Genomic DNA, 8,573 nt, shown 5'->3' with positions numbered 1-8,573 from the left:
GCTTAAGCGAGCGGTATTACCTCGTGAAGAGGGTTTTATGAACGCTTTGAAATTAAATCAATTTGTTATATAATTTTCAGATAAAGTGTGAATAATTGGATAAATATATTCACATATAGGCCCAGTTAAGTAGCAATATACGAGGAAGGTTAGTATCAAACCAAGCACCAATATCATGAATATTATGAAGAATGCAATACTTTGAATCCGAAGTCGGTTACTAATACTTAAAAAAACACCAGATATATCCCCTTCTATGGATGAATATTCTTTTTTTATTTGTTGTTTTCTGTGGTCAATTTCTTCTTTTATCGTTTTTAATGTTTGAAGTTGATTGCATAACATTAGCACCACAAGGAAAACGAATATTAAGCAACCAAAAAGAACAGATGAATTAATTATTGCTTGATAATTCCATGATTTTGTTGGTTTCATTTGGGTGGAAATAATGATTGTTGCCACAGGAATTCCGAGGATCTGATTTTGTATATCTGAGAATACCTTATGTATTTTCCCCATTTCTTCAACTTTGGCTATTCGTAACTGATCCATTACCTTATCATAAGAAAAAGCGGAAACAAAAACACGATAACCTTTCTCAAACTGAAACCTTAACAATCTAATATTATTCAGTATATATTCAAATATTGAAGTTAGTTGAACGTTTTCAGTAATAGTCTGCATGCTTTTTATTAAAATATTGAGTTTCTGCTCTCTGTGTGTGTCATCATCAAAATACGATATTAAACTATCCAAATCGTCTTTATTTAGTTCTTGAATAGTGTTGTAGCTATAATTTATTGATATTTTGAATAACTCTGAATCAAAAAACACAATTTCATAAGAACTTTCATCAAAGTAAGCTGAACTTTCTTTGAGTAAAGATAAAAATGATAATACGGCACGATAGTTAACAATCAATTTAGGAATATCGTGATCTGCACTGAAGAACTTTACTTCTTTAATGTAGTAATTAGGCGGCTCTTTATATAAGTTTTTTTGTGGATAAAACAATGCAGCATAATCATCATAAAGTGCCCCCAACCCTGTTCTTGGAGGGTCTACATATAAAATTACATTCTTCTGCGGTGAAATACTACCTTCTTTTAATTCAATTCCATATTCTTTCGGGTTACCAAGCAGTTCATTTAGTAAATCACAATCTAATTGATTTTTAAGCAACAGGGAAGCGATATGTGGATCTTCTTTAAAAAAGTTCATCTTTTTATACAATTCTGTCAATTGTTTAAAGCTCTTACTCACTATCCACCTCGCTTAGAAGATTTGCTCTCAAGTCATCGGGGATGTTTTTTAGAATGATCTCATTTTTTTCTTTAATAAAATCAATGGAGCCATCAATTAATCCAGCCCTATCAAATTTAATTTCCCAATGATTGGTTTTGCCTTTAAATGACACCAGATTTCGTATAATACGTCCATCAGGAACGAATCCATCGGATAATTCCAGTTCATCATCCGCTAATTTTTGTACCAAAATAACAGGTTCATCAGGCCAGATTGCATTGGCAAATGTCTCTATACTAATTGGTTCATTGTTCTTATTTAAATTTTTAAGATAATCCAGTGCTATATTAAAGAAATTATCTCTTCTTTCACCTGATAAATTTTGCTCGTCTGCAAACTGCTTTAGTGCATTATTTAACTTGTCTGTTTCTTTCTTTGCAATCATAATATCATTACAGCCAAGAAATTTCTTAAAATAATTTGAAATTGCATTTTTTGTTTTTAAGAAGTCAATATAACGCTCAGCTTCATTTTTCAAAGATGTTAAGTTTATTCTTCCCGCAACCTTTAGTTTGGATATATCAAGATAAACACTATCCTCGATAGAAAAGTCAGCAGTAATAGATGATCCTGTTGTTGAATTGATCATTACTACTAAAATATACTCATTATCATTTATTACAATATGCGAAAATAGAACATACCCACCAGTAGACATTTGTTCTTCTTCTGAGCGAACTTTTAAGTGGTGCATCATTTTACAGCTGATGTCATAGAATGTAACTCGATTATCATTATAATCTGTAACGAATGTTTCCATTGGATAGTTATCTCTGTCCCCCTCAAAAGAACCATACCCTTTATTCGCACTTTTAGCATGTTTAGCGCAGATATCTGCAATTAATCTTTGTGAAGCATTTGTTACATTGCTCTCGGATTGGCTTAAGGTAATGGTAGCAGTACCACGCTGCTCTTTGTGTAAAATGTGAACTACAACATACTTAACATCGATTTCGGTATTGTTCATTATAAATTTCCAGTTGCTATATAAAAATATAAAATGATACGGCTAATGTCATTCACACATCCAGTCAGTTCAACAAAAACATATATTTTTTGGATATTGAGAAATTAGTTTAACTTTATACCAATCAGGCAAATCAGTAGGTTAAAAATAGCTTAATCTGTGACATGGAAAGAGAGCTAATTTATAGGAGTGTGATAAAAAATATATTTCAAATTGAAACAATATCCATTCTTACATATTTATAAATGTAATTTTTCCCCACTTGTATAATCCTCCACGCAAATCCAATCAATTTATTCAATCATTATCACTCATTAATATATTCGGGATGTCCAGCAGCGGGAGTATATTGAACTACCTCAGTAACCTGTAGATTTTTGAATTACGTTTATCAGAGCAGTTTACTTATACTAAAGCAGATAGGTGAATAACCTATATGAGATAGCAGTTATCATTTCAGTACTCTATTAATGATGAAGTAATAAGAATTCTTATTTTGAATGATTTCATCAAAAAAGGGGGGAGTATGAAAATATTATCTAACGCCATTTTCGTCATGTTAACTTGTTTACTGGCATCCCTTGCTTTCGCGTTCGAAGAAAACACCAATACAGAAAAACAACAGATTCTTTCTGCTGAATATAATGTGGAATTAAAGAATTCCTCTTTTTCTGAAAATAGCCTCATGATGACTAAAAGAAGCACTGAATGCATGTATGACAGTGGCGCAGATCAGATAAGTATTGCGCCTGGTAACCAGCAAAGTGTCTACTTACAGGACAACGATAATTTATTTAGTGGCTGTGCATTTGGAACTAAACGGGTCGAATGGGATGTTTCTAGTGGTCCTATGAGTTGCACTTTGTATTTTGAGCATGGATACGATTCAGGTTGGTATACTGTGATTGAAGGGTGCCCGGATATTGTTAAGAGCGCAGTTTGTAATGAAGATGCCAACTGTAATCAAATTAGAGTCTACGGAAGTGAACCGAATATAGATATAAATGTAGAATTCCTTGTCCGGTGAATCTAGTGACTTCCGTATCTATGCAAAAAATGGAGTTTTCCCATCTTAATTCAGCACGCTTCCATTTCAAACGGAGACGTGAAAGTGAACTCAGGGATTCCTGCCGGGGTCAAAATGACGGCCTCGGAAGAATCAATGAATTACAGTGACTGGCTGAGGACCAATCAACAATACACATTGCTAAGTAATATGAAGGCGGTGGAGGAGCCATATTATATGTCGAACAGCGCACTGCGGAAGTTGCCGCCGCCGCTCTGGAACTGGCTAATGACCTTGAGGCTTCACAACAATTACTCGCCCATTTCAATCAATTTCGTGAACAATATCTGGCAGGAAAATCGAATCATCCGGCGGAGTAAGTCACAGTAATTCTTGTCAATCACGGCTAAAGTTATTCATAGAAATGGTTCAATTGAAGGTGATTGTTTATTGAAGTAATAACTTATTCAATGACAATTAATGAGGAGATAAAAAATGAGCCAGCGTGGACTTGAAGCACTGTTACATCCCAAATCTATTGCTGTTATTGGAGCGTCTGAAAAACCCGAAAAAGCCAGCTCAACATTGATGCGGAATTTGTTAACTGGAAACTTCAAGGGGCCGATTCTTCCTGTCACGCCTAATAAAAACGCTGTTCTCGGTGTGCTGGCTTATCCTTCTATCGATAAATTACCATTAACTCCTGATCTGGCTGTCATATGTACTCACCACAGCCGCAATTTGCCATTGTTGGAGCAATTAACCAGATTGGGCTGTAAAACCGTTATCATTCTTTCATCACCAGCATCACAGTTTGCTGAACTGAAACAATATAGCCAAAAATATCACATCCGGATCCTCGGCCCTAATAGCCTCGGCATTTTGGCTCCGTGGATCGGATTGAACGCCAGTTTCTCGCCTATTCCTATTCTCAAGGGAAAGCTAGCATTTATTTCACAATCAGCGGCAATATCCAATACGATTCTGGACTGGGCGAACCATCGCAATATTGGTTTTTCATATTTCATTGCATTGGGTGATAGCGTTGATATTGACATTGATGATCTTCTTGACTTTTTAGCTCGGGATGGTAAAACCAGCGCGATTCTACTGCATCTTGAGCACATTAACGATGCTCGCCGGTTTCTTTCTGCTTCACGAAGTGCATCACGCAATAAACCCATTCTGGTTGTAAAAAGTAGTCGTACCCGCAAGGCTCAACAATTACTGGGAGAACAACAGAATTTCGATGTAGCCTATGACGCAGCAATTCAACGGGCAGGGTTACTGCGAGTACAGGATACACATGAAATGTTTTCTGCCGTGGAGACGTTAAGTTTTATGCGTCCGTTGCGTGGAGAACGCCTGCTCATTGTCAGTAATGGAGCCGCACCTGCTGCTATGGCGCTAGATGAACTCCTCAGGAGAACCGGTAAACTAGCGGTTCTGGAGGACGAAACGATTGTTAAATTATCTGGTGTACTGCCTGAAGCACAAATCTTACGTAACCCACTGGATCTGGGAGATAGTTCATCAACTGAACAATATATCGCTGCTCTGAAACTACTGTTAGATAGTCGTAGCTATGACGCCCTACTGTTGATTCATTCTCCCTGTGCCATTTCCCATAGCATGAAGACAGCAGTTAACGTCATTAAGGCTGTAAAAGAACATCCTCGTGGAAAATGGCTCACAATCTTTACTAATTGGTGTGGTGAATATTCTTCATTAGAAGCGAGGCGGTTATTCAGTGAAGCAGGTATTCCAACCTACCGTACACCAGAAGGCGCAGTGACAGCTTTTATGCATATGGTGGAATATCAACGTAACCAAAAACAACTCAAAGAAACCCCTGCCCTGCCAATAGGCATCACATCAAATACCGCACATGCTCACGATTGTATACAGCAAGCTCTCAATAGTGGCAATACTCAGCTAGATACCCATGAAGTACAACCTATTCTTGAAGCCTACGGCCTAAATACCTTACCTACATGGATTGCTCATTCCAGTGATGATGCAGTCAATATTGCGGAAAAAATTGGCTATCCTGTAGCATTGAAATTGCGTTCTCCCGATATTCCTCACAAATCAGAAGTTCAAGGGGTTATGCTCTATCTGCGTAATGCCAGAGAAGTTAAGGCAGCAACTCAGGCCATTATTGAACGTGTGAAACAGAACTTTCCACAAGCCAGAATTCATGGTTTATTAGTTCAAAACATGGCAAACCGAGCTGGTGCGCAAGAATTGAGAGTTGCCATTGAACAAGATGAGATATTCGGCCCTTTAATTATGCTTGGAGAAGGTGGCATAGATTGGGTTAATGAAACTCAGGCAGCCGTCGCTCTGCCGCCTCTCAATATGGCATTGGCTCGTTATTTGGTCATTCAGGCTATTAAAGGAGGTAAAATAAAATCAGGGGGTTCACTGCAACCATTGGATATCCCTGCTCTAAGTCAATTGTTGGTTAGAGTATCCAATTTACTGATTGATTGCCCTCAAATCACTCGTATGCATATCCATCCGTTATTGGCATCAGGCAGTGAATTCACACTATTGGATGTAACAATGGAATTAACACCCATCACTGATGATCACCGAAATCGACTGGCAATTCGTCCTTATCCTAATGAACTGGAAGAAACCATTTATATCAGAGATGATTTTGAATGTTTACTGCGCCCAATTCTGCCGGAAGATGAACCATTACTAAAAGAATTTATCGAACAGGTAACGAAGGAAGATCTATATTATCGCTATTTTAGTGAGATCAGTGAATTCACTCACGATGACCTCGCCAATATGACCCAAATTGATTATGACCGTGAAATGGCATTTGTTGCGATACGCTATCCAACAACCAAACCGGAAATTATTGGTGTCGCCCGTGCTATGGCTGATCCGGATAATATCGAAGCAGAATTTGCGGTGTTAGTGCGATCAGATTTGAAAGGGATTACGCTAGGATATCAACTCATGACCAAATTAATCCACTACACAAAAGAACATGGCATTCAGGTACTAACCGCTATCACCATGCCAGAAAATCGTAATATGATCCGACTTGCCAAAAAACTGGGCTTTACCATCGATATTCAATTAGAAGAGGGAATTGTCAATCTTGTCTTAAAACTTTAGCCGCCAGAACTTTAAGGTAAATAAGGATAGTGAAAAACAGGCCCAAACCGAATCTTCACTTCGTGATGGATAGCACAGACTTAAAGCAATCAGCAATAGAAAGTTAATTCATACTCACAATTGACCAAACTAATGGTATCATCGCCGGATCATTTTGATTCATAACATTACGATGGAACGCCAACCATCTAAACTAAGAGAAAAATCGCACTGTGATGTTGTCCAAATTTAAACAAGCAAAACACCAACAACACCTTGCACAACTGCCTAAATTACCGCAGTCAGTTGCTGACATTGAAACCCTTTATCAGTCTAAAGAGTTTCGCAGCACCTTACTGGAACGCATTTCAGGCGCTAAAAAGCATATTTATATCGCCGCATTATATCTAGAACATGATGACGCCGGACGAGATATTTTAACAGCACTGTATGAAGCCAAGCAAAAGCGGCCTGAACTGGATATCAAAATTCTGGTCGACTGGCATCGTGCCCAGCGTGGTCGTATTGGTGCAGAAGCCACTGTAACAAATGCAGATTGGTACTGTTCTATGGCTGAAAAATATCCTAGTATTCATATTCCCACTTTGGGTGTTCCTGTAAATACCCGTGAAGCGTTAGGCGTCTTGCACCTAAAAGGCTTTATCTTTGACGATACTGTGATTTATAGTGGTGCCAGTATTAATAACGTCTATTTACACCGCCACGAAAAATATCGCTACGATCGCTATCATCTACTACGCAATGCTAAACTCGCAGCTATCATGAAGCAGTTTATTGACGACAACATTATTTCTGCCGATGCAGTCAATAATTTGGCCTCCCGATCTCGACCTCGCAGCCTTGAAATTAAAAACTTTATCAAGCAATTCCGCACTTCCTTACGTAGTGCTACATATCATATCAAAAATCAGGCTTCAAATGACGAACTTGCAGTAACACCACTTGTTGGATTGGGCAAAAAGAATCCTCTGAATAAGACAATTTGCCATCTGATCGCTAGTACAGAAAAGAAAGTAGTAATTTGCACCCCTTACTTCAACTTACCGGCAGTATTAGTTCGTTCTATTGCAAGATTGTTACGGCAGGGGAAACAGGTTGAGATTATCATTGGAGATAAAACAGCCAATGATTTTTATATTCCACCGGAAGAGCCTTTTAAGATTATTGGTGCTTTACCCTATCTGTATGAGATTAACTTACGCCGTTTCACCAATCGGCTACAACGTTTTATCGATAGCCAGCAATTAACTATCCGGTTATGGAAAGACGAAGATAATACCTACCATTTAAAAGGTATCTGGGTTGATAACAAGTGGCAATTGATTACAGGTAATAACCTCAATCCACGTGCATGGGGGCTTGATTTGGAAAATGCCATTCTCATTCATGATCCTCATCAGAAAATGCACACACAGCGTTCTTTAGAACTAAATTGCATTCGCTCTCATACAAAAATCATCAATAATTATCAGGAATTGGATAGCATACAGCTTTATCCTGTCAAAGTTCGTAAATTAATACGTCGCTTACGCCGTATCCGTGTTGATAGATTAATCAGTAGAATATTGTAAATAGATAAATAATTATCAAAATAATAATCCCTTCTTACTTACTACAAGAAGGGCCTTTGTATATTATTTATCAAATCGCTATTATTTATTAAATTATGAATAATAGTGTAAATTACAATGAAAAAATCCATCACTAAAAAAATCAAAAATGTATTAATAACATTTTCTTTCTTATCCACGACTGCTTGTTCGAATATGTATCAGGCCAATGATATCTGGACAGGTAGAGACAAAGCGCAGCATTTTCTATTTTCTGCCGTAATAACCGCCGCAGGAAACGCTTATGGCGATCATCAAAACTGGAAACATCGGGAAAGTGCACAATTCGGTATGTTACTGTCAATTAGTTTTGGTGCAGCAAAAGAATTTTATGATAGCCGTCCTTCTGGTACAGGGTGGAGTTGGCAAGACTTTGTTTACGATATAGCGGGAGCTATAACTGGTTATAGTTTGTACCAATCCTTGAAATAGTTTGATAATTTATTCTCCTAAATCAAAAGAATATTTTTCTATTTTCATAACGCAAAAAAGCCATCCGGTAAAGGATGGCTTCTCTGTCAAATAACTGTCTGGCAGTGCCCTACTC

Annotated in this window: 6 protein-coding genes; 4 read left to right on the top strand and 2 right to left on the bottom strand. The window is 37.6% G+C overall.

The window, feature by feature from the left end; genetic code table 11:
* Positions 1 to 57: 57 nt before the first annotated feature.
* The gene (locus tag ABLA85_RS18040; protein ID WP_367965713.1) at positions 58 to 1,263 is read right to left on the bottom strand and encodes a hypothetical protein; all 1,206 of its coding nucleotides are present in this window, start codon (positions 1,261 to 1,263) and stop codon (positions 58 to 60) included.
* Positions 1,256 to 2,272, bottom strand: a complete 1,017-nt coding sequence (locus ABLA85_RS18035) for a nucleoid-associated protein (protein ID WP_367965712.1) — start codon at positions 2,270 to 2,272, stop codon at positions 1,256 to 1,258. Before ABLA85_RS18035 ends, ABLA85_RS18040 begins: the two co-directional genes overlap by 8 nt.
* 526 nt (positions 2,273 to 2,798) lie before the next feature.
* On the opposite strand from ABLA85_RS18035, the gene ABLA85_RS18030 reads away from it, so the two are divergent.
* From ABLA85_RS18030 to ABLA85_RS18015, 4 genes are all read left to right on the top strand, one after another.
* Positions 2,799 to 3,299 carry a hypothetical protein gene (locus ABLA85_RS18030; protein ID WP_367965711.1) on the top strand — a complete coding sequence of 167 codons (501 nt, stop codon included), beginning with the start codon at positions 2,799 to 2,801 and terminating at the stop codon, positions 3,297 to 3,299.
* A 474-nt stretch (positions 3,300 to 3,773) separates the two neighbouring features.
* Positions 3,774 to 6,416 (top strand): bifunctional acetate--CoA ligase family protein/GNAT family N-acetyltransferase, encoded by a 2,643-nt coding sequence (locus ABLA85_RS18025; protein WP_367965710.1) that lies wholly within the window; start codon positions 3,774 to 3,776, stop codon positions 6,414 to 6,416.
* A 212-nt stretch (positions 6,417 to 6,628) separates the two neighbouring features.
* Positions 6,629 to 7,987 carry a CDP-diacylglycerol--serine O-phosphatidyltransferase gene (gene pssA, locus ABLA85_RS18020; RefSeq protein ID WP_367965709.1) on the top strand — a complete coding sequence of 453 codons (1,359 nt, stop codon included), beginning with the start codon at positions 6,629 to 6,631 and terminating at the stop codon, positions 7,985 to 7,987.
* Positions 7,988 to 8,104: 117 nt separating this feature from the next.
* Positions 8,105 to 8,458, top strand: coding sequence for a YfiM family lipoprotein (locus ABLA85_RS18015; RefSeq protein ID WP_367965708.1), 354 nt, complete (start codon positions 8,105 to 8,107; stop codon positions 8,456 to 8,458).
* Positions 8,459 to 8,573: the final 115 nt, after the last annotated feature.

This window comes from Xenorhabdus sp. SGI246 (assembly GCF_040838225.1).
Classification (GTDB): Bacteria; Pseudomonadota; Gammaproteobacteria; order Enterobacterales; family Enterobacteriaceae; genus Xenorhabdus; species Xenorhabdus indica.
This window is presented reverse-complemented; position numbering and strand designations above follow the sequence as displayed.

What these genes read in the sequence shown, in the direction of transcription:
- ABLA85_RS18015 (WP_367965708.1), top strand. Translation starts at nt 8,105, where the DNA reads ATGAAAAAATCCATCACTAAAAAAATCAAAAATGTATTAATAACATTT.
- ABLA85_RS18035 (WP_367965712.1), bottom strand. Translation starts at nt 2,272, where the DNA reads ATGAACAATACCGAAATCGATGTTAAGTATGTTGTAGTTCACATTTTA.
- ABLA85_RS18025 (WP_367965710.1), top strand. Translation starts at nt 3,774, where the DNA reads ATGAGCCAGCGTGGACTTGAAGCACTGTTACATCCCAAATCTATTGCT.
- ABLA85_RS18030 (WP_367965711.1), top strand. Translation starts at nt 2,799, where the DNA reads ATGAAAATATTATCTAACGCCATTTTCGTCATGTTAACTTGTTTACTG.